The following is a 23329-nucleotide window of genomic DNA, read 5'->3' as shown; positions in this document are numbered from 1 at the left end:
GTATTGTCGAATACCAAGCAAATCCTTGCTATGCTCCGCAGCCGTGCCGACGGCGACGATGAGCAATTTTATTCGATTGCGCTTCAGGTAGCCGCGGCGGAGGCACGCCAGGGTCATAGGAAGACCGCAGAAGAACTGCGGGCAGCTGTCGACGAAGCGAGGTCAGCGCGTGGAACGCGTACAACCGTGGCGGTACCGTTCGCGGCCCCACGTGGAGATCTTGAAGGCCTTCTTGATCTGAGAGAGGTCAAAACCACGCTTGCAGATGTGATCTTATCCGAGGGTCTGACCACCCGGCTCAATGCATTGCTACTACAGCAGAGGAAACGCGACTGGCTCCGCGAATACGGCAAGACTCCCAATCGCAGAGTGCTCTTTGTCGGCCCGCCCGGAGCCGGCAAGACGCTGACGGCAGAAGCCCTCGCAGGCGAATTGCACCTGCCATTTTACATAATCCGCCTGGATTCCCTGATCACGCGCTTCATGGGTGAAACTGCCGCTAAGCTGCGATTGATCTTCAACGAAACCCTCAAGCGTCGGGCGGTCTATTTCTTTGATGAATTCGATGCTGTCGGCGGCAAGCGGGCGGCCTCGAATGATGTCGGGGAAATGCGCCGTGTGTTGAACTCCTTCCTCTTGTTCCTGGAAGAACCCGGTGCAGTCGATAGCGTGATCGTAGCGGCAACCAATCATAGCGAACTTCTCGACCGTGCCCTTATCCGGCGATTCGATGAAGTCCTGGAATTCTCAATGCCAAGCGAGGAAGAAATTCGCGCTGTTGTGAAATCGCATATCCGGCCAATGCGATATCCGAGCATTAAATGGGAGACGGTCGTAAATGCGGCCGAAGGGCTCAGCCAGGCCGAGATTGCGCGTGCGACGGAAGAAGCTGTCAAAGTCGCCATTCTGGAAGAACGAAACAGCCTGAACACGTCCGATATCACAAAAAGGCTTCGCGAGCGCCAAGTCATGAGTGAAGCGTTTCATAGACGTCATACGGCAGATGAAGAGCAAACGTGACGCGTTTTACTCGGCCGCACATAGACATCACCCGTCTGGCACAGTCGCGCGCTTACAAATCGAAAGGCGGGGGGCAGCGCCAACGAATACAGCGCATACGCGACGAGCACGGACCACAACTGATCGAGGACTATGCAAAGGCTCTTGAGGAAGCGGTAAAAAGTCGTCCGCAAGACGCGGAACGGGGCATCGAGCCGACCGGCGTAGTACTCGAATTTGAACTCGCCCCCAGATCAGGTCCCGCCAAACTCGACCGAACCACCGAGAAGACCCGCCAGGGTGCTGTGCGCGTCGATGAAAATGGCGTCCAGCGTGTCGCCCTGATTGTGCCGGACGACAAACGCGACGTGATCGCCCGACTACTCGAAGAATACGCCTATGGCGATCTCGTCGGCAAGGAAGGCGATGAGAAGCCTCCCAATGCTGGCCGGATCGAACAGATCGAACACATTCGCCAAGCCAGATTCGAGACATTCTGGCGCGATGACCCTGAAGCGCTCCCCCAATCACGACAGGATTCCATGTGGTGGGGCGTCTGGTGTTTCAACGATGCAGTCGACGCCGTGATCAATGCGGCCAGGCGCATAAATTGCCGCGTTGCCGAGCCCGACACTTATCTGCGATTTCCTGACGTGACCGTTGTTCCGATCCACGGCACGCAAGTGGCGATCGAAATCCTTCTATTCGGAACACTTGGCATTGCAGAAATTCGTCGCGCCAGCGACAGCCCCAGCTTTTTCATGACAGATATCCAGGGCGACGAACGAGCATGGGTCGACGAATATGCCGAACGCGTTGTCTGGCCCGCAGGGGATGCACCAACCGTTTGCCTGCTCGATACCGGCGTCAATCGCGGCCATCCCCTTATTGAACCCGCTCTTTCCGATGAGCATGTCGATAGTATCGACCCCGACTGGGGTAGCGATGATCATCACGGTCACGGGACCGGCATGGCCGGTCTTGCCCTACATGGCGATCTCACCGCACCGCTGGGGGACACCACTCAACGAGACCTCACACACCGAGCGGAGTCGGTGAAAATTCTTCCTCCAGACGGGTTCGATCCGAACGCGCCGAACTCCTATGGCTTTATTACTCAGTCGGCGGTCTCGATTGCGGAGATCAACAACTCCGAGGCTGCATTCCGCAGCTTCTGCATGGCGGTCACCAACAGAGATCGCACCGGTGCAGAAGCGACGTCCTGGAGCGCCGCCATTGACCAGTCCGCCGCGGGCGCAATGATCGGAGATCCTGAAGAGACCCCAAATCGACGGCTCTTCATCTTGTCCGCTGGGAATATCCGCGACCATGAAGCTGTGGACGCTATCGAAGAGCCTGATGCTTTTCCAGCAGAGGATCCTGCCCAAGCATGGAATGCCATTACTGTTGGCGGGTACACGGACAAAACTGAAATTCAAGACAACGGATATGACGGCTTTGACAGTTGGGCCAATCCTGGTGAGCTCAGCCCGTATAGCCGTTCAAGCTATTTGTGGAGCGTACGCAAATCTCCATTGAAGCCGGAATTGGTCTTCGAAGCCGGCAACCGTGCGATCAGTTCGGCGAAGACTGAAGCTGTGGCAGGCCTGCCATCGCTGTCGCTTCTGTCGACGGGTGCGGACGTTACGCAATCGCCTTTTGAACCATTCTGGGCGACAAGTGCTGCGGCGGCCCAGGGCGCAAGAATGGCAACTCAGATCGCCGCTTCACATCCTGACTATTGGCCAGAAACAATCCGCGCCTTGATGATGCACAGCGCCGACTGGACAGGTCCCATGCGAGCTGAGCTGGACGCAAACAACAAGACCGGGCGCACCGAGCTGGTTCGTCGCTACGGATATGGCGTACCCAGTCTGGAACGGGCGCTGGCCTCGGCCCAAAGCCATCTGGCATTGATTGCCCAGCAACAAATCCAGCCTTTCAAACAGAACAAATCCGACGTGAAATTCAACGAGGCGCATATTTATCCCCTGCCCTGGCCAACCGAGGTTTTGGAGGAGCTGGGAGAAGCTCTGGTCAGATTGAAAATGACACTGTCTTACTTCATTGAACCCAATCCGAGCTTTTCTTCTGCAATCGATCCGGCTCGCTACCAATCGTTCGGATTGCGATTTGATCTGAAGCGCGCCGGTGAGACTCGAACTAATTTTCTGAAGCGCCGAAATCTGGAAGAAAGACGCAATGGTGATCCCAAGCCGACAACGCCCGCTGACAGCGGATGGCTGTTAGGAGAGCAGCAGATCACCGTGGGCTCACTTCACTGCGACGTCTGGCAGGGTACAGCAGCAGAACTCGCAGCCCGCAACGCACTATGGGTCTATCCGGTGAATGGTTGGTGGCGTGAGCGTAAGGCGCTCGGCCGGGCCAATCGCAAGACGCGATATAGCCTGGTCATGACCGTTGAAACCGAGGACCAAACCATCGACCTCTACACACCTATCGAGGCGCTGGTTGAAACGCTCGTTGATATCGAAATCTAATACTCCCAGTCAGTGGTTGGTTATCCGGGCATTAGATTGTCAAACCATCCGGAAATGGATGGGCAATTTTGAGCAGCTGGTCACGTCGAAAATTCAATGATCCTCCCTGCCCGTATTCCGGCCGGTTGTTCTTGTGACCCATAAGCGCGCAGCGGAGCCCATAATCGAGATTGCCTTCCAGCATGCGGTCCTCGAAGGAATGTCGCAGCGAATAGATGACGTGATCCTTGCTGGGCAGGAGTTCCCGCTGTTTGAACGCTTTCATGAGATTGGCCGAAACGAGTGTATTGCGGTCGTAATAGTGCTCGAAGCCGTTGGGGCAAAGTTTCATTGCTGGGAGCGCGACACCGACGAGCGGGATTTCGCGTTCTGAATCACTCGTTTTGAGTTCTCTGTTTTGTTCCGGCCGGATGATGATGTGCGGAATATCATGATCGAGCTGGATATCGTCCGGCCGCAGATTGACGATCTCACTGAGACGCGCGCCGGTCTCTATCAACAAGTAGATGATCACACGCAGCTCGAGCCGAAGTTCATCGAACATGCCCGGTGCCAGGATTTTAGTTCGCACCCACTCGTCACTGAATGAAGCGCGCTTCACCTTGGACTTGCCAGCAAAGAAAAAGCCGCGGAACGGATCTTCGACATCCGTTTGACCACGATACTTGAAGTACCGCAGGTAAAGCGAGCGCATGTTGCCGATGTGGCGATTGACCGTGTTTGGCGTAAATGGTTTCGAGCCATCCTTCTGCGGCAGCATGCGGGACTGCCACCAATCTCGGTAGCGCGTAGCGACATCTCTCGTGATGTCCAGCAGTGGGATGTCTCCTTCCCGTTCAATGAAATAGTCGATCGAGACCTGTTTGCGCTTCTCCCACGATTTCCGCTGGGCGTCCGACTTGTTGTACTGATCATCGAAGGCGATTTTCGAGACGTAGAGTTCGAAGGCTTCCGAAACGGTTGTCCGGTCCTTTTCCTCGGGCGCACCGCCAAGGAGCGCTTCAGCCTTCTCTTCGCCGGGCTCAGCGCCGCGATCGACCTTCCTCAGCCGGTCGATAATTTCTTCAATGTCTAGCTGGGTGGCGACTTCCTCGACCGGGCGGTACACGAAGCCCTCTGCCATCGCACGGGCAACTGCGGCACGATGGCGCTCAGCGGCAGCGCGGCTACGTGAGCGCTCGGTATCCTGGGCCTGGAGCGCGAGGCTGCTCCACAGCGCGTCATCTGCTTCCGCGAGGCCATTGCGCCGCATCATGGCGACTTCTAAGGATTGGGTGCGCAGAGCGACCTGAATCAGGCAGCGCTTGTCAACATCTTTAAAGCGTTGTGGAACGCGCCGCACATAGTGCCACCAGCCGCCGCGAGCCTTTAGAAATTTTGTGCCAAGTGAGAAATGCTTCATCGCCGTTTGTAGTGCAAAAAGTTTGCATTTTGTGGTGCAAATTGTAGTGCACGACCGGCGAAAAGGCGTGGAGAACCCGAGGATTCTCCAGTATTTTCAATGATTTCAAGGGATCTGGCGGTTACCATTTCCGGAGAAATGGCGCGAGTGACGGGCATCGAAATCAATTAATATACATAATAATAACAAACACTTAGATCACTATTGTCGCAGTTTTGTATCCCATTTTGTATCCAGTTTGTATCCCATTTTTTGAGTATCTAGGGTTCGAACCCGGCTTATCGCATCCACCCCGTACGCTCTGGGGAGTGATGCGCCCTTCCCAATGACATTCATGCTGCCCGGCACCCCGTCAAGGCGAACAAACGGCCGGGATCAGCTCGATGCAAATGTCCAAGATCGCTTAATCCTATCTGTTGAATGCCTTGTCGTATAAGTCCTCGATATGGCGAGAGAACGTGTCAAGATCATCATCAGAAGGAAATTCATCGGTCATACTTGGAAAGAAAAGCTCGGGATCCATTGTATTAACAGCCCCGACAATTGAAGACATGTTTAGAAGCTGCCGTTGAGACAACGCGAGAGCAACTGCTTTTCCATGCATGTCGGATAAACCCAATTCCACCATGCGATGGAGCTTGTCGGTTTCATCATCGAAAGCATGTCTGAGACTCTGATCAACGACCTTGCCAGCCCGCAACGCAATTTCCAGAATGCGCAGGTCTTCACGAGAAGCTTCTACGATCAATCTATTGTCGTGTAGCTCTGTGATGTCCATCGCGGTATCGCTTTCTAACAAAAATCAGGGACTGCACTTTTTCTTGGCCGTGTTTTCTATCGCCCCCTAAATTCGTATACGTCGAACTATGAAAAGCCCCCTAATCATCCTCCAAGAGGCATTCCATCGAATATTTTTCGAGGTTGTTTTTGTTGACGACTTTAATGGCCTCGTGGAACTCATCACCGTTTGAAATGCTAAATTCGATCAAGTAGACGACATCCTGATGGTTTTCCACGATCTTCCGAGATGGGCACGTACAGAGCCTTTGAAGTGCATCTTCATCAAACAATGTATAGTGATCCCGGCACGACGCGTCCAAAATCGAAACAGAGCGATTCCGTAGTCTCTGCTCCTGCGATATGACGGGTTCGCCTGGCCAGGGTAGCATTGGGTCGTTTTTATCAGGTTTGAGCGTTATCTTCGAAAATACATCATTTGGCTGGATATAAAACGACATGCGGAATTCGTGATGCCCCTCCTTGCACGGGGGCAAAATTTTACTTCGAACTGCCCCTAAACTACCAGTTTCTTCAAACCTTTTATTGCCAGGGAGACACATCACGTTCGTTTCAAAACGTCCCTTCATACGCCGGTCGGTGTTTCGCACGTTGTAGACGGGATTACCCCATACTCCGTTGCGACCTTTCTGACGGAAACCAACAGAAACGCCTCGATAAGTCCCTGGATTCACGTTCTCGCATTTACCCGGTTTGATTTTATACCAGGCGCTCGCTTCTGCTCGATCTCCTGCCCAATAATCTGTCTTGGTCGCGAAGACGGCATACTCCAACAAAACGTCGCCTTTGTTGCAAACCTCGATGACATTGTAGTCATTCATTTGTGCGAAAGAAGCCGTTGATCCGAAAACCCAGACCACGAAGCATAGCCCCAGATATTTTATCCAATGAAGCATGTTATTCATCTTGCATCATTTCGATTGATTGTTCGATCCGATTATCCTCGGAAACGGATCGGTTTTCACTACAAAATTCTCCATCTGAGCAGATAAAATTACCTTTGGTTGCCCATAGGCCTGGCGTAAAGCAACCTGTTACCCAACTCTTCGGCAACCCTTTTGTCGCTCCCACTGAGATTATCGGGGATTGAGAAAAATCGTTCGACTCAGGTGTCTCTTTTGGTACCCGGAGACTGCTGCACGATGAAACGGAAGCGAAAAGCAATGACAAAGCGATGAGGGAAGTGCGCTGGCGCCGAAAGAAACTCGTCATTGTCCATCTTCCCAAAAAACTGATCAGTTCCAAACTATTTTAATCGGGGGTGGCGGAGCAAGTAACCATTTGGGTTAGATGTGCTGAGATGGCGACCCATCGATCACCGCACCATCAATTGGAGGGGTGTGGAACAGGATCTAAAACGTAAGGGGTAAAACGCTCGGACCCAACCGAGATGAAGGTAGGAGCCCTGCCCTGCTGGAGCGTAAGCGCGGTCAACCCGCCGCCATGGACCGCTCCGGTGTCAATGCCGGTCGCATATGTAAACTTTGCTGGCCTGCTCAAAAAAGGTTGGTGGCCAAAAACGACATGTCCGAACCGGCCATCATAAACCTCTGCCCAAAATGGATCGGCTGGCCCTTGGTCTCCGAGGGCGAGAAACTCACCTGACTTCGCATTGACAAAGCGGGTACGATAGATCTTTTCAAATCGCTTTGCTTCCCGCCCGGTCAGCGCATTGGCTTCTTCGACTGAGACGGGAAAGTCTTGCAAGGTTCCGGGAATTCCGCCGTGTAAGACAAGCACATCATGTGTCTTGCAGCGGTAAAACGGAACCGACCAGTCGAGGAACTCCATTCCTTCTGACGCTAGTTGCTCTCTCAGTCGCTCTAGCTCGGGCGCTCGGGCAGCTTGCTCAGTTGCAACGCGTGGCCTCAGTTTCAAGTTTCGCAAATATCGGCGCATTCGGTCTTCGTGATTCCCGACGACGAGGATGACTTCAAAACTGGCATGGCGGCGAAGCCCTTCGACGTATTTGACGACACCAATGGAGTCCGGTCCCTTGTCGATCAGGTCGCCAACAAAAACCAATCCATCCGAAGGTCCAATATCCAACATTTTCACAAGCTCTTGCAGAGGATCAAGCATGCCGTGGACGTCACCAATTATGTGGAGCTTTCCGACCATATCAGAGCTGAAACCGATAGATATCGAACTCATCGATGCCCAGCGTATTCTCCATAACGATCACGTTTGGTTCAATTTCGCCCTTCAGGTGCATGTTGCAGTCATGCCTGCCAACAATTAGAACCCGCAAATTGTAAAATCCGTCCCAAACATAAATTTGTCCTGAAGCACCATAAGTGGTTCCGCCTCCCAAAAGACGTCCATCATTCATCACGAGCCAAGTCGAGTATCCTGCCTCCGCGCCCTCGACATCCAATATGCGATGAGCGCCATGCTCGTCTTTGGTAGGCATCCAGCGGGATACCACTGTCTGTTCTGCACGTGTCGATGGCGCGCATTTATAACTGTGCTGCTCGCCACCTGGTTTGACGATCCAGTCTATCTGCACGTCCGGCGCTGGAAGATGGCGGGTGTCGACATAAAGTTGCTTTTCTAACGGCGCGAGGTCCGCAAAAATCTGGCAAGATAATAGCGCCTGACCTTGTTTTGGATCCGGCCACAAGGGCAGCGGTAAAACATCAGTGCATATCCCCGACCATCGATCCCAAACTCGAATAAGATAGTCTCGGCCCCACGTAATCAGGCGCCCATCGCTGAGGAGCTCTGCTCCTTTTACATCACCCAGATGATGCCCCAGCAAGTCACCGGCACACACGCCTGTTTCCGAATCCCAGATCGCCATCGGCTGCGGGGCAAGAGGCCGACGCCACCCTTCGTCGAGGAACTCTTTACGGTAACATTTCCAACCAAAATCAACCCCAAGAATGGCTCCTTCACCAAGCTCGAAAAACTTTGATACCTCAGCACTCCGTTCAAGCATTATCGGTTCGCCAGATTTTGGAACAAACCAAGCTGGTTTAGATCCATCCCAGCTGGTTAGAAAGTTTCCGTCTTCCCTATGTTTCTCATAGTCCCGATGGGAAGCAACAAGTTTGGCTATTTGTCTGATCGCGGCATCCATCTTTTGACGTGCTGATGAATTTGCAGAGTGCACCGCCATCTTCGGTGGTTTCCAACCACGCTCGCCGACCGCTTCCTCAATCCACAATAGAACGTCATAACCGGTTCCACGGTCATCATCCCCTAAGTCATGGTCAAGACTGACTTCCGTCACTTCGCCAGAGTATAAAAGCTCGATCACCTCATCGGGCCAATAGCACCTGACCCAACCCTCGGGCGTTGCTCGCTCATCGTCCAAATATACTTTCATGACGTCGCCCTTCAAACGTGCATGGATAGGTGCTCAAAACGCACCCAATCGCTCGTCCAGCTAACTGCGCTGACAATTTTCTCTTGATGAGCATGATACAGATCGAGGATTTCTACGGCAGATTGGGTTTTGCAATCTTGCAAGCTTGTTAAATCCACCCGATAGATCGCCGGACCATCCTTATCAGCAATAAGACTGACGCCATCAGGGTGATATCCAACAGCGTAAGTTTGCTTGATATTATTGGAATATATGGCGTATCCGGAGTTTAGGTGAAACAATCGCGCCCCACTTTTAGTCCCAGTGAAAAGTAGGCTTCCATCTGGGCTAAATTTCAACGCGGCCTCATGATCGCAGGCGATGAATTCGCCAAGATAATCCCCGCGATGAACATTCCATATCCGAACAGCGTTATCGTACGCATAGGATACAGCGACCAATTGTGAATCGGGTGAGAACGCCACATTCACGGTGCACGCTTCTGCCGAATTTCGGTCCCAAGCAAGACGCCTGAATTCCTCATCCGTTTCCACATCAAAAACGCCAACAAAATCATGCCGATCCGTGTAGAAACGACCATCAGGACTGCGGGACAGGTCACGGAATATATCGGTCGGGAACTCTTGCTTGGTGTGCTCACCAGCTTTGCCGGTCATCACATCCAATGAAACGATAGTCTCTCCAGAGCGAAATACTATCTCGCAACCGCCATTCACAAACTCTATCGGATCGAAGGCATTCGGCTCGCAATTTAGTGAGAAATGCTGAACTGGCGGCCCCAACGCATCCGGTTGGATTGGGCGATGAAGCACAAGCGCAAGCTGCATCGACATTGCCTCCAGAAGCTCTTGTGATGGGTCGGGGGCTACGCATTTTTCAACGCAGTCTTCCAAATGATCGCAGAATGCCTCAACGGCCTCCATCGTCAGCTACCTTCTAAATAAGTCAAACCTCGGCTTAGCTCGACGTCACAGAATATGAACTCAATTCCACTGGATCTCTTCGTCTTCCATCTTGGGTGCTTTTAATTCGCTTCCAGTAATTGTTCTGACGAACAACACAGGCCGCTCATCTGAAACCTTGAAATCACCCACCGGGAGCCCGCCATCAAACGCCCAGGCAAGACCTCCGCCTACCCCATTCGCTGTCCACAAATATGACTTCATGGCCGCCAGCTCTGGATAAAGTCGCTGAAATACCGCTCGCGCCGCCTTTCCATGCCATTGCCAATCATAGGTATCATCTCGTGATAGATTATGATCTTCGCGACCTGCATCATGTGAGTTGCTATGAATATACGGAGAGAGCCGATCTATATCCTCAGCAGTTGGAAGTCTCCAATCCTTGTACCCCGCAGCGTGGACAACGCAGTTGCCGCTTTTATACCCATTACTAATGGCGGACGCCCTGCGCTTCTCATGCCCCATATAGGCCATTGAGCTGCCGACATTATAGCCGACGTCAACGCCTCTCCCGAAAAGATCTGCTGCCGGTCCCCATTTGAGGGCGATCGGCTCACTGGCAAATCCTGCCCCGGTCCAAACCATTCCCCAAGGGGCACGAAGCCACATCAGTCCGCCCTGCTCATCGGTCACGGTCCCGTCATCATTATCCGTGTAATTGCCCAAAGGAGTCTTGATGCGTTTCGCAATCATCTCCGAGACTTGTTTGTATTCTGGAGCCCGCCCGAAATGGGTGTACTTCGATGACTTAGCCTCTTTCAAGGTTGGCGGTTCTGGAATTCGACTCGCGCCCCCGTCACCGGTCGCCGTGGAGGCCATGCGCGGCTCATCACCGCTCTGATGCGAGGTCGAAGGGTCGCCCGATTTAAGTCGATCCAGGAAGGCAACGACCTGATCTGGGTCTGGTGCATCCTTCCAAGTCAATCGGCTGCGATCATCGCCCGTCCAAAAGGCCAGCGTGCCATAATTGAGAATCCGCCCGACGAAGCTCTGCCCCATATCCGTCTGGACTTTGTCCGTCAGAGGAAATTCGCGTTTTACCCTAGAGATAAAACCGGCAACCAATCGGAGTTTCGTACCGTTCTCAATCTCATAAGCGTGGGTATAACGATGATAGAAAACGCGAATTACGATTGGCAAAAGCCCTATCGCTAATCCAAAGCCAGCAAACTCAGTGGAAAGGCCCAGAGCATCAGCCATGCCGTCAAAGATAGGGCGCTGAGCAATCCACAATCCAATCACAGCCATGGCGGCAAGAAAGCTCCCCCAATAACTGAGCCAAGCCGGACGCATCCTCAAAACGTCCTGGCCTCCCCGTTGTACGGTCTTGAATAGGCGCGATGTCATGAATCCCCCGAAGTGTTCTTGTTAAATGTTTCCAGTTTTCCGTTTACGGTATCCACCGGGCGCAAGGAAAACGGTAAGAAATCTTCACGATATCTGTTCTCGGAAAAGTAGTCCAATGCGCTTTGGACATCCGGGTGCTCAAACAAACCTGCCTCAGAGGCAATCGCTCCAATGACTTGATAGGCTTGGCCCATAATTTCTTGCCCACGACGGTTGGTTTCAGAATTTGGTGTTACGCTCTTCATCTCGTTTCCTTTCCAGTCATATAACCTCGGTCTCGGTGACTAGACCGAGGTTGAGTGCTAAGAACCTATTCCGCATTTCTTTTGACTCTTATCCAAACGCTTTATTGTTTGAACCCTATCCTACATGTTTCCATCATGCAGCTAACCATCCAGGTTAGGTCAAGAAACGCAGGCTTATGACAACCGGAAGAAAAGCGAAGCTTTCAATCCCGGGGCGGCGTTTTCCAACTTCAATTGAGCCCCGTGGCGGATTGCAACAGCTTCCACATGCCGCAATCCAAAGCCGTGCCCGCCGGAATCGCCTGCGCGACCCAATGCTGCCAGCGCTCCCAGCTCGGTGCTTTTTACCCCTGGCCCATGATCTCTGACAACAAACCCCACCCTCTTGCCATCTCGCACCATCGAAACTGTGACTTTCGACCCTCTTGGCGCATGTTTGAGCGCATTGGACAGGAGATTGATTAGCGCACTCTCTATCAATGGCTTCGAGCCCAGTATTTGAGCGTCCGCATCTTCAATATTGACATCTATGGAAACGGCCATTTCGTCGAAGGACTCAGAGTAGAGCTCTAGTGCTGACGTCACGACATCTGCCAGTTTGATTGTCTGCATGGCAAAGCCGGGCGTCGCCTCGATTTTCGCCAATTCCAAAATATGGGTCACCAGTTCAATCAGTTGATCTGCCTGTTTGGCGCCCTCAGTCTCTCCTTTGTCAGACAGACGGTCCCGTAAATTGGTGATCGAATGGTTCAGTTCATGCGCAGCAACCTGACTATAGGATTCAAGCCCCCGCAACAGGCGCTCAACTTCATCAAGTGCTTTGTTTACGTGATGCCCCAGCACACCCAGATCATCATCCAGAGCTGCCCGCGTTGTGGTTGGCATTCGGGCACCAAGTTCTCCTGACTCCACGCTTTGGAACACCTGATTGAAAGCCTGAACTTTTCGGCGAAAGCGCTGATTGAGGTTCCAAAGGAGCAGTGAACTCAGCCCGCTGAGCATAAGCACGCTGATCGCAAGAATGGGCAGGAACCAGGCGATTAGAGATTGGCGTGCAGTCAATCGGCGGCCGACTAATAGACGGTGATCACCTTCAACACTGACAATACGAACAAGAACCGGCCCGGCTGTAATTCCAAGGTCTTGCCCGGTCACTTCTGTCCATATGTCTGTTTGTAACTGGGGTATACGCTTGGCATTACCAACAATGGCGCCCCCTTCAAAACCTGCAAGCAGGTAAACCCAGCCGCCCTCTTCTGCATTTTCGGTAAACATGCGTCGACCAATATTGGTTGTCAGAATTGCCGTGTCGGGAATGGTGTTCCGCTCAGATGCGCGGTCAAGCATGATCGCAATTTCTCGCGATATATCCTCCCTCGCCGCGCGTTCAACAGCCATATCGACGGCTCGAAAAGCAGCAAGAATAGCGATCGCAGCTACACAAAAGGTCACCGCCAAATTCGTGTAGAGAGAAATGGAAATGGGGGATCGCAACGACACTACATGCCCTTTTTTCTGTTCCAGCCATCTGCCAATGTGAGTGAGAGCGCCATTGTGCACGAACATTGTCGCAAAACGGAGCGATCGTCACATAACCAATTCGGTTTGGCACTCATTCCTGCGTCAGCGCCGTCGTGACGCTTGCAGCATTGCCGCTAACGAAAATGAGGACCGGCACACGAAAACGGGTGTGGTTGGTCAGCGATATCTCAACACCTGAATGATCGCCGGGCGCAACATAGCAAGTTAGTCTCCCCTGCTTTGCGCGCGGCGAACAGGCTAAATTAGTTGCATCGAGGGCGACAGGCGAGCGTTTCACGCGCATCGACAATTCGGTGGGTATCTCTGCATAATGACGACCAACGGGTTGCACATAGATCGTCGTCCCCTCGGTCCCGTCGACGGGCAGCTGAAGGCGCTCAGGCACGTTTGGATCCAGCATAGCGTCTATTTCCAATCCTATTGTCACTTTAACCGCACGCCGTTCCCCGATAAGCCCACTAAAATCACCCAATCCGCCTGATTGCGCCATTTGTTCTTGCGGAAAGATGCGCTCAATTCGTGAGCGCGTATCCGGGTCATTTTGCGCCAACGCTCTTGCCGCTCTGACCATTTCGAATGCGCCAGTTTCGATGGCCTCCCAGCGCCTCGAGATTTGCGACTGACCCTCAATCCCTTCAACAGCGCCGGGCTGATTGATCAAGTCCAGTAATTCGAGACGTGCTTTGGCTGATCGCGCCATTCCAACAGCGTCACCGGCAGATTTTCGCTCTTCAAACTGCTGCTCTATGGAAAACAGCTTGCTCGCTATGGAGAAGTCATCACGAGCTATGCTTGTGGCGACTTGATGGGTTGCACATCCAGCGAGCAGCCCCACAAGCAATGGTAAAATGAGCATTATTCTTAACTTCAAAGGATCTAACCTCGATTGTTAGGTGTGATTTTCATTGGTTTCGAATAGTGTAGCGTTAATGCACGGGAACCGCGAAATAAAAATGTCCGAAGACTTCCATCTTCTAATCGTCGAGGACGACAAAACGATAGCGTCGGCGATGGCAGCGGTCGCGATCGAGCTTGGATATCAGGTCCGTTTCGCCGAAACGCTTGATGAAGCGAAAGGCGTAACAGCCACCACTCTTCCTGAGTTGGTGATCCTCGACAGGATGCTTGCTGATGGCAGTGAAGGGCTCGATTATATCGCATGGCTAGATGCGCTCGAAGGCAAGCGTCCGGGCATTCTCGTCGCAAGCCGCCTGACATCAGTCAGTGATCATGTTTTGGGCCTGGAGGCCGGCGCTGATGATTACATCAACAAGCCCTTCGACCCGAAAGAGCTTCGCGCCAGACTGCGCGCTGTGGCACGCCGCGTAGAAACCAATCGTGCGCCAGCAAGCGTTCTCATTTTTGACACGCTGGAACTCCGCAAACTAAGTGGCCAGGCGCTCATTAACAATTCCCCGTTGGATTTGCGCCCACAATCATTTGCCTTGCTGAATGCAATCGCTGAGCGTCAGGGCGAATGGGTCAGCCGTAAGGCGCTTTGGCATGAGGTGTGGACGGACTACAAAAATCTTCCGCCCCAAGATACGGTCATTAACACCGCGATCAGTCGACTGCGGCGTGTTTTGTCAAAAGCAGAATGCGCCCCGGAAATTGTCAGCGAAGATTTCGGGTATCGCCTCGTTCGATGTGATTAGAAGCTAAATTTGTCCCAGTAAGTCCAATTCAATATGTCAGTTTGTTTCGCAAAGGCTCATTATGAAAATAATCTCGTTGTTGTCTCTGATCGTTAGCTTTGCTATCGCCGTACCTGCCTCAGCAGAGACTTACTATCTGAAGGACCATCCCGGCTGGCATGCCTTTGGCGACCCTGAGGGCAAGCTGACCTTTACGCGAGACGATAGTTCACTCGCTAAATTGTCGATAATAACATACCCTGCTCAATCTAATCAGGTTGCGAACGAAGAAGAGGTCGCAAGCGTAATTGAGCAGATTGTTGCTGAAATTGTCAGTAGTCGCCCCACGCAATGTGCCGGATTAACCGGTGTCCCCCCTCAGCCCAACGGCATGGGTTTTGAAATAAAGAACGACCCAACGCATCCTACATGCTTCCTATTTGTCAGCATCACTCCAGAAAAGAGACTTTTTGCGAACCTTTGGATTGAGAATGGTGGCCTTCCCCGCGATGGGCGCGCTTATCAAAACACCGCCAGCTTGTGGCTTCGTCTTGCCTTTAACAGGATACAAGGTTTTCCAATTGTCCCAACCAAGGGCAAGGCGGCAGACTTGAAGTCGATCGCGGAGACTGTCGCTGAAGACCATAGCCCTTCTCAGATGCTTCTCACCCAAAATAACGATCAGTACTCCCCAAAGTACAAGGCTTTGCCCATCTTTGAAGGACAACCCATCACCAATTGTGTGGACTGGGATCCAAATTTTTACTCACCGAGAGATCTTGTAGCCGAATCACCTGTGGAAGCACTTCGTCCGATTATTCCGCCCTGTTCGATCTTTGCCTGGAAGGAAGACATAACGACCGGGCAGCCTGAGACCTTCATTGGTGGCGATTGGCAACCATTGTCAGTCCTTGGTCAAAAAGAACCTTTGCTTTTTTATGATGTGACAGACACCCGTATTGAGCCGTTTGAACCTGGTGAACAAATCAACTTCCTAGGGGGCAGCAAAAAGCGCCTGTTTTCTTATGTCCGCACGGATGGCGACATCAGAGAACTGTCAGCACAAGATGTTTGGTTCACCCCGGACGGGCGCTATACATCAGGCGGATTTGGGCTGGCCAACAGACCTCGGACACTGCCGTCTGGCTCAGACGGTCGCTATTACCTGCATGGCCATATTGCTGTGTTTGAGCGCGATGATGGTCCCGTCCTCATCGCACTTGCCGGAAAAATCATGAAGGATGGCAAAGTTGATCAGATATTTATCGGTGACAGATCCTTTGAAGCCTCAGAAGAGTATGAATATTTTCGCAGCATCTCTCGAGACTCCCAAGGGGATGCCGTGAAAGATCAGCAATCGGAATCTAGCACGAACCCAACCGCCCCTGAAAAACCTGCAAGAATTCCTTTAGTTATCCCACCGAGGAAGACACCTCACTAGACGTCTACCATCGCGCAGTCAGACAAACGCAGGCCTAAAAATGGACGACGATTCTCAAAATGCCTTTAAAGTGTGGTTCGATCCGCATATTAAGAACCTTATTCATGCGACCTTCTCCTACATGGCAGAGAACTACCATATGACTGGCGTCATAGATCATGCGGCCTGGATCATTCAGGAAGGGGAGCTTGAAAGCCTGCTCTCCACATTCGCCCCGCTCGACCAAGCCCCGCACTACATTTCATTTTCCTCCAAAGATTACGACAAATTTGAGCGTCTGATCGACTATGCAGGCCATGCAGCCCCAAAACAGGAAGATCGGGCATTGCTGGAACAGATCCATGAGTGTTTTTTAGACTCAGGAAGCGGCAATAATCGGATTTATGCCCTGATGATGTTTGCCCCAGATAGTTTGACAGCCCTCGTCTCCGTCTTCGGCAAGATTATTGATGACCCCAGCGCCATAGATAATTCAATGTACGACCTCACGCCCTGGCCAAAATTCGTGGACCTGACAAACAGATTGAAAGAGCTTCAGGCGACGCCGGATCGACAAATCTTTGTACCCATGACTTTTGGAGAATGGGCGGCATACTCTTCATATTTAAGCCATGTATTCGATCTGGACGACGAAGATCTGACATCCGGCGAGACCGCTGAGATAGAAAAACTTCTCGCTGAAACGGGTGCCATTCTAATGCTTCATGCGAAGCCGGGGGGATGACTTGGAAAAGTGAGCGGCTCCGAAAACTTATTTGCTCGGATTCACAAGCAAACTAAATTGCGTGCTGATCCAGCCAACATCGCTTGCGACATTCATCTATGAGTTCGCAATCCTCAAATCATCATGCTCGAATGCGCTCGCCATACGATCAATCTGACTTTGGGTCTGTCCGAACTCTGTAGCCACGCAACGCCATTCAGCAACTGCTGCACCGACTTCAGCTACAATTCCTTTTGCATCCTCATTGCCCAGACCGAACAGCTCTGCTTGAGACAGGGCGAGTTCAATAGAACAAGTGCTTTCATCAAGACTAATATTTGTCGTTAGAAATCGCGCTTTCAGATCGGTGGGCGTCGGGTTGAGATCATAGGCCGGTGACAAACACCATCCAGCCTTGCCAGCCCAAAGGAAACCATGATTGCGAAGATGGTCGTCTACATTTGAAATCAGAACATTGAAAACGACACGCCTAAAAAGTTCGGCTGCGTCCTTCTTAGCATTTGCCCCGTGCCTGGAGAGTTCATCAACAATCTCCGGGTAACTCGCCCGCTCGCCATCATTTGCCTGTAACATTGACATTGCGGATAAGAATGGGATGCGAATATCCCCTTGCCGGTCAAAACGCCACGAGATCAAAACCTGCTTGTTCCCAACTCGCTGGAGTTCATGCAGAGGCACCGTTATGCCTGCACGTTTAGCCAAAGTGAGAGCAATATGCTCCCAAGTTTCGATGCTGTAATCGTCTGTATCTTTTGGAAACTTCGCTATGGCCAATGCACCATGAGCATCCACTATAGAGGCCTTGGGTCTCGCACCACCAAGCGATGATCCAGGCGCAAAGATTAAGGACAGATCTTCATCCGTTTCTTCGTCACGCTCAATTCTTTGCGCACTCTCAAGTAAGCGACCAAGCTGAATAAAGCCCGGCACGCCCTCTCCAATTGGTTTTTGAAACTCTTCATCATCCGGTCGCTTGAACCGAAGCGCGCCGAGACGGGAGACATCACTTACACCGAGTAAAAAGTCCGCCTCATGTAGCGTCTTTGGTGGACGACCCTCGGTGCGTGCCGTTCGCCTCTCCGCACGCTGCATAAGTCGCCGCCCCCATGTATCTGGGGCAGAATCTCCGATTGAACCAAACATTTCCCGGCCTTCGCCCGGATGAAACATGCCGCCGCCGACAGCAAGGCTCGGCTCAAGCGAAAATCTGGCGGGATGAGTGAGCCATTCGTCATGATACTGAAAGGTGACAGACTCTCGGCCACGGGCAGCCTGCCGGAAGAGTGTTCCAACGCGCAGCGTTTCGCCGTCAAGCGAGATATGGACTTCTATTTCCGTCATTTTCGTTTGGGCCTGACGCGTTTTGGTAATTCGGCAGAGGACAGCGACAACCCAAGTTCGTCATTAACCGGGTCGGCGATCTCGCCAAGTCCATCCAAGAGCCCCAACGCATTAAGGACGGATGCGTAAATACCAATGCTCACGCCATGGTCTCCATCCTCAATGCGTGACAATGTCTTTCGCGTTGTGAACGCCCTATCCGCGACGGTTTCCATGGTCAGACCCCGGCGTTTGCGCGCATCAGCGATGTCCTGACCTAGCTTTCGCAAGGTCCGGCGCACAGCGTTTGGCGGTGTTGTCGGTGTCGGCATAAATGTACCCTTCAATACTCAATGTCCCATATAATGGGTCACGAAGGTTACTTTTTCAAGAATTTTATCCATTTTGTAGCAATCACATGAAGTCCGATCAAAGCCTTGGTTTCGACCGGCTTCAGCCTGCGTCACCCAGGTCAGCGTTTACGCGTGATACTACGCCTCGCTCATTGCCCAGCTTTCTGGCTACCTGCTGGATGAAATGATCAAACCGGCGTTGCCCCAAGGCATGCGCGGCGTCTCTCTGGCCCTCTGGGATCGGTTCTGTTCGCGTCAGCCAATAGAACACGAAGTGCGCTATTGTTTCGAGACAGAGCGCGGTGTCGCGTTCAATTTCCCCCTGCCTGCGATCAAATGCGTCCATCCGGCGAAGCAAACGCTCTTCAAGCACAAGATTGGATTCCGGATCGAAAAACCGGCTGAGGGCCTCTTCCACTATATCGGTTTTCGTAACGCCTGGCTCTCGGGCCCGCCTCTCAAGTTCAGCATGTAGCTTGTGGGATAAACGAAGGTTCACACGCGGTTTGCTCATGTTCTAAAACTCCGGCAGCGTGTTGTCATCGGCAAGGTCAAGTGCGGCTGCCCGGCGGATCGTTTCAAGTGTCTGCTGCGAACCGACATCCTCTTCATCATCGATTTCTGGAGACACATCCGGTTCGACTTGGGCAGCAACGTCCTGATTAGGCCGATTGAGATTAGGTTCGATCTTTCGGTTCCCCTCGGAAGAGGTTTTCTTTTCTTCAGGCTCAGCCGCTGAACGTGCGGCACAACGAATATCTGTCCAGCCGCTAATACCGTTTGAGAGTATTGGCAGCTCTTTTGGGGACGGCAGTATTCGAACCGTGAAGTTACGATCTTTGAAGTAGCGAAGTTTTTTCGCAAGGATCGGCGGTGTGCCGGACACCATGAGGACCTCATCGGCAGGAGATAATTGCATGACTTCGCCGGGCGTCATGAGCGCGCGCTGCGTTTCCTGACGCGACACCATCATGTGGCTCAGCCAAGGTGCAAGTCGGTGGCCTGTATAATTCTTCTGTGATCGCAGCTCTGTTTTAGCCCCCAAGGCTTCAGAGATGCGTTTGGCAGTGCGCTCATCATTCGTCGAAAAAGCGATTCGAACATGGCAATTGTCTAGGATCGCATTGTTCGGCCCGTAGGCCTTTTCGATTTGATTGAGAGATTGGGCAATCAGATAGGCGCGCACGCCATACCCAGCCATGAAGGCAAGCGCACTTTCAAAGAAGTCGAGTCGCCCAAGCGCTGGAAACTCATCAAGCATAAGCAATATCTTCCGCCGACCCGATTCCGGCATGACTTCAGTCAGTCTTCGGCCAATTTGATTGAGGACTAACCGCATTAGCGGTTTTGTGCGCGACAGATCAGACGGCGGAACGACCAAGTAAAGCGACATAGGCTTATCAGGGCGAGCGAGGTCGCTGATCCGCCAATCACTTGCAGACGTGACTTCTGCAATAACTGGGTCACGATAAAGACCCAGAAAACTGAGTGCCGTGGACAGGACGCCCGATCGCTCATTTTCCGATTTATTGAGGAGTTCACGAGCGGCACCGGCAACGACAGGATGCACGCTGCTTTTGCCATTCGAAAGAACAATGTGCTTTGTTTTGAGCATCGCACCGAGCGTTTTCTCAAAGCTTCTCGAAGGGTCTGACAAAAAGTGCGCGCACCCTGAAAGGGTTTTGTCTTTCTCAGCGTAGAGCACATGCAAAATCACGCCGACAATCAATGAGTGCGCGGTCTTTTCCCAATGGCTGCGACGCTCAAGCGAACCTTCCGGGTCAACTAGGATATCAGCAATGTTCTGTACGTCGCGCACTTCGCTTGCGCCTTTACGAACCTCCATCAACGGATTGAAACGGGAGCTGGTCGCATCTGTGGGATCGAACCGAATGCAATTTGAAAACGAACCGCGCCACCCGGAGGTAAGCTCCCAGTTTTCTCCCTTTATGTCATGGATGACCGCGCTTCCCGTCCAGGAAAGAAGGGTCGGGATGACCAATCCAACGCCCTTACCTGATCTCGTCGGCGCAAAGGCAAGCACGTGTTCAGGTCCGTTGTGACGCAAGTATCTATCTTTCCAGCGTCCTAGAAAAACTCCATCGTCATCTAGTAGCCCTGCTCTAACGAGATCGGATTTTTCCGACCATCGCGCCGAGCCATAGGTTGTGACGCTGCGTTCCCAGCGTGACCGCCAAACCGATCCGGCAACCGCAGCAAGGATACCGAGCAATCCACCACTTGCTGCGATAGCCCCGCCGCGGGCAAACACTTCGGGAGCATAGGCCTCGTAGGCATACCACCATTGGAAAAGCCGCCATGGTCGATAAACGGGCCAGTCATCCCATAAAAACCAAGGCTGCCCGAGCCCTGCTTGGTAACCCAGGGCATGCGCAACCCATTGCGTTGCGCCCCACATGGTCAAAACAATGATGGATAGGACGATTAGAAACTGACCGATCAGTATCTTTGACGGCGACATCGCATAGAGGCTCCCATTCAGAAAACCTCTTCAGTGTTTCGTGTCTGATCAGATTCAGCCAGTGTGAATGGCGGCAAATGGCGGCATAAGTCGCAAGGTTAGTTTTCTGCTCAAACAACGAATACCGAAGGTGTCTTAATAGGCTATAGACATCGTAGTTTAGGATAGGTGAGAAGCCGTTACCGCCAACGAATCTTGTCGCGGTCCACACTTTGCAACACGGTGCCGAGAGCGCTATCCACGTTGGTTAAGTGTATCACTAGATGGTCCATACTGCGCGTGAGCGAAATCATCAGCCAATTTAACGCATATGCATGTTGGGCTGCGAAAACCTTCTCTTTGAATTTAGTTTCATCGAAGAGAAAGCCTTCATTGGTTTTGACCTCATTTCGCAAACCGTGTTGATCGATATCCGGATTAGCCAGCAAGTAATCGAAAAAGCTATCGAGACCCAGACAAACCGTCGACCAGCCTTCCATGCCGCGGCAACTTTGATAAAGCACCGCACGCAATGAAGTCTGTCGACTAGGGTACTCCCGGTTTTGCCGAACCTCCCAATCATAGCCACGCCAATAGTCGGCACCACAGCTCTCTTGAACGGTCTCAAACAAATTACAATAATTGGCATTCGGAGTAGATGCGGGTTGCGGCAAACAAACCAGCGCATCTACTGGGCGCATAGCCGCTTGATCTGAAAAATCCTCATCTAAAATACTTAGCGCACGCTCAATCGCACGGCGTGGTTGGGACTCCACCACTACGGTAACCCTTCCACCGGTCACTGTTTGGTCTGGTTTCACATCCCAATCAGGGACTCGAAGCGCGCTGGCAATATCATTGATTGTGTCGCAAGTCGCAGCCTTGGTACGCCTTGAAGTATACAATGGCTGGATCCTGTTCTTAGGGATATCTCCGCGATCCCAATCACAACGATCTTGATTTACGAATTGATCCACACCGTCAGCAACAATAACGCGCTCCGGACCGAATACATCATAAATTAGATCGCGGTGTGCTTCGCTCCAATCCTGCCCCTCGTCTACGAGTAGAAAATCATATGGCGCCGGAAATTCTTTGCGAAATGTACTAATGTCTGCCCAGGTTGATGGCGTCCGAGGTTCGCACCGACAAACTTTTCCCATCGCGCGTATCGCACAGCATGGTATCTGCTCTTCCAAAAACTCTTCAGGCTTACGCAACGCGCTTAAAAATAGTGCTTCGCGCTCGTCCAACTCATACAATTCAGCCGTGCGGGCCACAGTATCGGCACCGAAGGCAAGACCGAATAATTGACGCATAAGGACCCATCGCGTTTCAACCATCGGGATTGGATAAATGTCTTTATGCCGATCTCGGATAATGGACATAGATCGCGCCATGTCAGAAATCAGACCGTGATTATATGTTACAATTCGCGTACTTTTGCCTTGGCGAGCAAGATAAATCGCCATCTGAATCAACGCGAATGTTTTGCCGGTTCCGGCTCTCCCACGGAACATCAACAAGCCCGAGCCAAGATTACGCACATAATTCTGCTTGTCGGCGTCGAACCGTTTTTCCGTTAGCGCATTAAGTCGTTTCAAGTCCAGTTTGGTGGGCTCTATTTTCTGCGTCAGAGAGCCAACCAGACTATCATAACTGTGGTGTTGGCTGCCTTGATCTGCAGGCACCAAGGTTTGAACTTTACCTTGCGCGCTGTTTACGTCAAAGCCATCTATCAATTGTTGCCAATTGAAATCGCCGCAAATCACATTTGTCCGTCCGGTCGGAAGCGTTTCACCTAAACTGCCCGGCGGAACGCGCCGCAACCAAAGTACCGATTGTACGTAGGTTTTATGGCGCCGCGCTTTTCCCATATAAGAAAACTGCTGAAGATCCTTCAATGCCCAGACTTGGGCATCAGCTTGCGCGGTCGCATCGTGCCACCCATTTTCATACTGAACTTCTACATGCGTGCCATGGCGTCTCACAGCATCCGGTGAATGGTTCTTTACTTCCACACAAGCAACGAAAGACTGAACGGGTATCCCCTCGGAAGTTCGGAACATTTGTTCAGTAGGGCGAGTATCCTCGAATACCAATACGCAATCAATTTCTCGGTCCTTAGCAAAGACCTGAGGCACGATTGCAAGCCGAATATCGGGATGATTAATATCCGGCGCACTCGCTATCAGAGCCTTTTTTAAATGCTCGACATTCGTTTGTTCTGATGTTTCTGATGGTCCGAGTATAACAATCGTCATTTGGT

General features: G+C 52.1%; 19 protein-coding genes and 1 pseudogene. 5 read left to right on the top strand and 15 right to left on the bottom strand.

What is annotated here, in order from left to right; translation table 11 throughout:
* Positions 1-30 precede the first annotated feature (30 nt).
* A complete protein-coding gene (locus CFA77_RS07300) occupies positions 31-1020 on the top strand; it encodes an AAA family ATPase (protein ID WP_206992902.1) in 990 nt (329 codons plus the stop codon).
* A complete protein-coding gene (locus CFA77_RS07295; protein ID WP_206992901.1) occupies positions 1017-3500 on the top strand; it encodes a S8 family peptidase in 2484 nt (827 codons plus the stop codon). Before CFA77_RS07300 ends, CFA77_RS07295 begins: the two co-directional genes overlap by 4 nt.
* Before the next feature lie 31 nt (positions 3501-3531).
* Here the strand turns inward: CFA77_RS07295 and CFA77_RS07290 are convergent, their stop codons facing one another.
* The 10 genes and pseudogenes from CFA77_RS07290 to CFA77_RS07245 form a co-directional block, all read right to left on the bottom strand.
* Positions 3532-4902, bottom strand: coding sequence for a site-specific integrase (locus CFA77_RS07290; RefSeq protein ID WP_242517515.1), 1371 nt, complete (start codon positions 4900-4902; stop codon positions 3532-3534).
* Positions 4903-5311: 409 nt separating this feature from the next.
* Positions 5312-5680: a hypothetical protein gene (locus CFA77_RS07285; protein WP_206992900.1), complete on the bottom strand. Its 369-nt coding sequence runs from the start codon at positions 5678-5680 to the stop codon at positions 5312-5314.
* A 100-nt stretch (positions 5681-5780) separates the two neighbouring features.
* Positions 5781-6605, bottom strand: coding sequence for a hypothetical protein (locus tag CFA77_RS07280; RefSeq protein ID WP_206992899.1), 825 nt, complete (start codon positions 6603-6605; stop codon positions 5781-5783).
* A 421-nt stretch (positions 6606-7026) separates the two neighbouring features.
* A complete protein-coding gene (locus CFA77_RS07275; RefSeq protein WP_256434989.1) occupies positions 7027-7821 on the bottom strand; it encodes a metallophosphoesterase in 795 nt (264 codons plus the stop codon).
* A 925-nt stretch (positions 7822-8746) separates the two neighbouring features.
* Positions 8747-9031 (bottom strand): annotated as a pseudogene (locus tag CFA77_RS17275) (cyclic-phosphate processing receiver domain-containing protein); the annotation flags it as partial.
* A gap of 11 nt (positions 9032-9042) precedes the next feature.
* Entirely contained in the window at positions 9043-9858 is an 816-nt protein-coding gene (locus CFA77_RS07265; protein WP_206992896.1) for a WD40 repeat domain-containing protein, read from the bottom strand.
* Positions 9859-10014: 156 nt separating this feature from the next.
* On the bottom strand, positions 10015-11241 hold the full coding sequence (locus tag CFA77_RS07260) for a PH domain-containing protein (protein ID WP_206992895.1): 1227 nt from the start codon (positions 11239-11241) through the stop codon (positions 10015-10017).
* A 95-nt stretch (positions 11242-11336) separates the two neighbouring features.
* Positions 11337-11585 (bottom strand): hypothetical protein, encoded by a 249-nt coding sequence (locus CFA77_RS07255; RefSeq protein WP_206992894.1) that lies wholly within the window; start codon positions 11583-11585, stop codon positions 11337-11339.
* Between the two features lie 174 nt (positions 11586-11759).
* A complete protein-coding gene (locus CFA77_RS07250; protein ID WP_206992893.1) occupies positions 11760-13151 on the bottom strand; it encodes a HAMP domain-containing sensor histidine kinase in 1392 nt (463 codons plus the stop codon).
* 46 nt (positions 13152-13197) lie between these two features.
* Positions 13198-13983: a hypothetical protein gene (locus CFA77_RS07245; protein ID WP_206992892.1), complete on the bottom strand. Its 786-nt coding sequence runs from the start codon at positions 13981-13983 to the stop codon at positions 13198-13200.
* A 49-nt stretch (positions 13984-14032) separates the two neighbouring features.
* On the opposite strand from CFA77_RS07245, the gene CFA77_RS07240 reads away from it, so the two are divergent.
* The 3 genes from CFA77_RS07240 to CFA77_RS07230 all read left to right on the top strand — a co-directional run bounded on the left by CFA77_RS07240 (position 14033) and on the right by CFA77_RS07230 (position 16926).
* Positions 14033-14782: a response regulator transcription factor gene (locus CFA77_RS07240; RefSeq protein ID WP_206992891.1), complete on the top strand. Its 750-nt coding sequence runs from the start codon at positions 14033-14035 to the stop codon at positions 14780-14782.
* A 61-nt stretch (positions 14783-14843) separates the two neighbouring features.
* Positions 14844-16202, top strand: a complete 1359-nt coding sequence (locus CFA77_RS07235) for a hypothetical protein (protein WP_206992890.1) — start codon at positions 14844-14846, stop codon at positions 16200-16202.
* A 40-nt stretch (positions 16203-16242) separates the two neighbouring features.
* Positions 16243-16926 (top strand): hypothetical protein, encoded by a 684-nt coding sequence (locus CFA77_RS07230; RefSeq protein ID WP_206992889.1) that lies wholly within the window; start codon positions 16243-16245, stop codon positions 16924-16926.
* A 96-nt stretch (positions 16927-17022) separates the two neighbouring features.
* Here the strand turns inward: CFA77_RS07230 and CFA77_RS07225 are convergent, their stop codons facing one another.
* The 5 genes from CFA77_RS07225 to CFA77_RS07205 all read right to left on the bottom strand — a co-directional run bounded on the left by CFA77_RS07225 (position 17023) and on the right by CFA77_RS07205 (position 23324).
* Positions 17023-18267, bottom strand: a complete 1245-nt coding sequence (locus CFA77_RS07225) for a type II toxin-antitoxin system HipA family toxin (RefSeq protein WP_206992888.1) — start codon at positions 18265-18267, stop codon at positions 17023-17025.
* Complete coding sequence (locus tag CFA77_RS07220; RefSeq protein ID WP_206992887.1) at positions 18264-18578, bottom strand: helix-turn-helix domain-containing protein; 315 nt, start codon at positions 18576-18578, stop codon at positions 18264-18266. Before CFA77_RS07220 ends, CFA77_RS07225 begins: the two co-directional genes overlap by 4 nt.
* Before the next feature lie 121 nt (positions 18579-18699).
* Positions 18700-19113: a hypothetical protein gene (locus tag CFA77_RS07215; protein WP_206992886.1), complete on the bottom strand. Its 414-nt coding sequence runs from the start codon at positions 19111-19113 to the stop codon at positions 18700-18702.
* A gap of 3 nt (positions 19114-19116) precedes the next feature.
* The gene (locus tag CFA77_RS07210) at positions 19117-21081 is read right to left on the bottom strand and encodes a conjugal transfer protein TraG (protein WP_206992885.1); all 1965 of its coding nucleotides are present in this window, start codon (positions 21079-21081) and stop codon (positions 19117-19119) included.
* Between the two features lie 179 nt (positions 21082-21260).
* A complete protein-coding gene (locus tag CFA77_RS07205; protein WP_206992884.1) occupies positions 21261-23324 on the bottom strand; it encodes a hypothetical protein in 2064 nt (687 codons plus the stop codon).
* Between the last annotated feature and the right edge of the window lie 5 nt (positions 23325-23329).

It is taken from the genome of Hyphomonas sp. KY3, from assembly GCF_017309975.1.
GTDB lineage: Bacteria > Pseudomonadota > Alphaproteobacteria > Caulobacterales > Hyphomonadaceae > Hyphomonas.
The sequence above is the reverse complement of the archived record's forward strand: the minus strand, read 5'-3'. Positions and strand labels throughout refer to the sequence as shown.

What these genes read in the sequence shown, in the direction of transcription:
- CFA77_RS07205 (WP_206992884.1), bottom strand. Translation starts at nt 23,324, where the DNA reads ATGACGATTGTTATACTCGGACCATCAGAAACATCAGAACAAACGAAT.
- CFA77_RS07230 (WP_206992889.1), top strand. Translation starts at nt 16,243, where the DNA reads ATGGACGACGATTCTCAAAATGCCTTTAAAGTGTGGTTCGATCCGCAT.
- CFA77_RS07225 (WP_206992888.1), bottom strand. Translation starts at nt 18,267, where the DNA reads ATGACGGAAATAGAAGTCCATATCTCGCTTGACGGCGAAACGCTGCGC.
- CFA77_RS07260 (WP_206992895.1), bottom strand. Translation starts at nt 11,241, where the DNA reads ATGGCTGTGATTGGATTGTGGATTGCTCAGCGCCCTATCTTTGACGGC.
- CFA77_RS07290 (WP_242517515.1), bottom strand. Translation starts at nt 4,902, where the DNA reads ATGAAGCATTTCTCACTTGGCACAAAATTTCTAAAGGCTCGCGGCGGC.
- CFA77_RS07280 (WP_206992899.1), bottom strand. Translation starts at nt 6,605, where the DNA reads ATGAATAACATGCTTCATTGGATAAAATATCTGGGGCTATGCTTCGTG.
- CFA77_RS07210 (WP_206992885.1), bottom strand. Translation starts at nt 21,081, where the DNA reads ATGTCGCCGTCAAAGATACTGATCGGTCAGTTTCTAATCGTCCTATCC.
- CFA77_RS07235 (WP_206992890.1), top strand. Translation starts at nt 14,844, where the DNA reads ATGAAAATAATCTCGTTGTTGTCTCTGATCGTTAGCTTTGCTATCGCC.
- CFA77_RS07250 (WP_206992893.1), bottom strand. Translation starts at nt 13,151, where the DNA reads ATGTTCGTGCACAATGGCGCTCTCACTCACATTGGCAGATGGCTGGAA.
- CFA77_RS07255 (WP_206992894.1), bottom strand. Translation starts at nt 11,585, where the DNA reads ATGAAGAGCGTAACACCAAATTCTGAAACCAACCGTCGTGGGCAAGAA.
- CFA77_RS07220 (WP_206992887.1), bottom strand. Translation starts at nt 18,578, where the DNA reads ATGCCGACACCGACAACACCGCCAAACGCTGTGCGCCGGACCTTGCGA.
- CFA77_RS07285 (WP_206992900.1), bottom strand. Translation starts at nt 5,680, where the DNA reads ATGGACATCACAGAGCTACACGACAATAGATTGATCGTAGAAGCTTCT.
- CFA77_RS07215 (WP_206992886.1), bottom strand. Translation starts at nt 19,113, where the DNA reads ATGAGCAAACCGCGTGTGAACCTTCGTTTATCCCACAAGCTACATGCT.
- CFA77_RS07245 (WP_206992892.1), bottom strand. Translation starts at nt 13,983, where the DNA reads ATGCTCATTTTACCATTGCTTGTGGGGCTGCTCGCTGGATGTGCAACC.
- CFA77_RS07265 (WP_206992896.1), bottom strand. Translation starts at nt 9,858, where the DNA reads ATGCAGCTTGCGCTTGTGCTTCATCGCCCAATCCAACCGGATGCGTTG.
- CFA77_RS07275 (WP_256434989.1), bottom strand. Translation starts at nt 7,821, where the DNA reads ATGGTCGGAAAGCTCCACATAATTGGTGACGTCCACGGCATGCTTGAT.
- CFA77_RS07300 (WP_206992902.1), top strand. Translation starts at nt 31, where the DNA reads ATGCTCCGCAGCCGTGCCGACGGCGACGATGAGCAATTTTATTCGATT.